The following is a 1,047-nucleotide window of genomic DNA, read 5'->3' as shown; positions in this document are numbered from 1 at the left end:
GTCCAAAATAGCGTTATGTACTCTTTGCCCGACTACCCCTGCTACCTCAACGGTGCCTACACCCCCCTGTGCGACGCGAAAATCAGCGTCATGGACCGGGGCTTCATCTTTGGCGACGGCATCTACGAAGTGGTGCCGGTCTACGCAGGCCGCTTGTTCCGGTTTGACCAGCACATGGCCCGGCTCGACCGCAGCCTGGCCGAGCTGCGCATCGCCAACCCGCGCACGCGGGATCAGTGGCGCGAGATTGCTACAACATTAGTAGCTAGTCACGCCCACCACACCAGCGCCAACGGCCAAAAATACTCAAATCCCAACCACCTGGTCTACATCCAGATCACCCGCGGCGTAGCCCTGCGTGACCACGCCATGCCGAAAGACACCACACCCACCGTGTTCGCCATGGCCACCCAGATGAACCTGCCCAGCGCCACCCAGCGCAGCCAGGGCGTGGCCTGTGTCACCGCCGACGACTTCCGCTGGGAAAAAGCCCACATCAAAAGCACCAGCCTGCTGGGTGCGGTGTTTGCGCGGCAGATCGGCGTGGACGCGGGCGCGACGGAAACCGTGATGTTCCGCAACGGCCATCTCAGCGAAGCCGCCAGCAGCAACGTCTGGCTGGTCAAGGACGGCACCCTCATCGGCCCGCCCAAAGACCACCTGGTGCTCGAAGGCATACGCTTCGGCCTGATGGAAGACATCTGCCACGCCCAGGGCATCCCCTTCCAACTGCGCCGCATCACCCGCGAAGAGGTGCTGCACGCCGACGAACTGCTGCTCACTAGCGCCACCAAAGAGGTGCTGGCCATCACCACCCTGGACGGCCAGCCCGTAGGCAACGGCCTGCCCGGCCCCGTCTACACCCGGCTCTACGCGGGCTACTGCGCCGCCACCCAATCCCTCTGAACACCATGACCACACCCACCACCGACCCCACCGACCCCGTCGATCCCCGCAAAGAATCGCTGCCCGAATACCCCTCGCTCTTCCCCATCAAGGTGATGGGCGAAAAGGACGACGGCTTCGTGCACGCCATGACCGCCATCG

The 1,047-nt window shown here is 63.8% G+C and carries 2 protein-coding genes; both read left to right on the top strand.

Features of this window, described 5'->3' with window-relative positions; translation table 11 throughout:
* Window positions 1-15 precede the first annotated feature (15 nt).
* Complete coding sequence (locus AC097L_RS26230) at window positions 16-906, top strand: D-amino acid aminotransferase (RefSeq protein ID WP_479589617.1); 891 nt, start codon at window positions 16-18, stop codon at window positions 904-906.
* Between the two features lie 5 nt (window positions 907-911).
* Window positions 912-1,047 (top strand): DUF493 family protein (locus AC097L_RS26225; RefSeq protein WP_479589616.1); only part of this gene is annotated, 136 nt, incomplete at its 3' end.

It is taken from the genome of Rhodoferax sp. RT5P35 (assembly GCF_056521385.1).
Note: the sequence above shows the minus strand (reverse complement) of the source record. Positions and strands in the feature narration are given on the sequence as shown.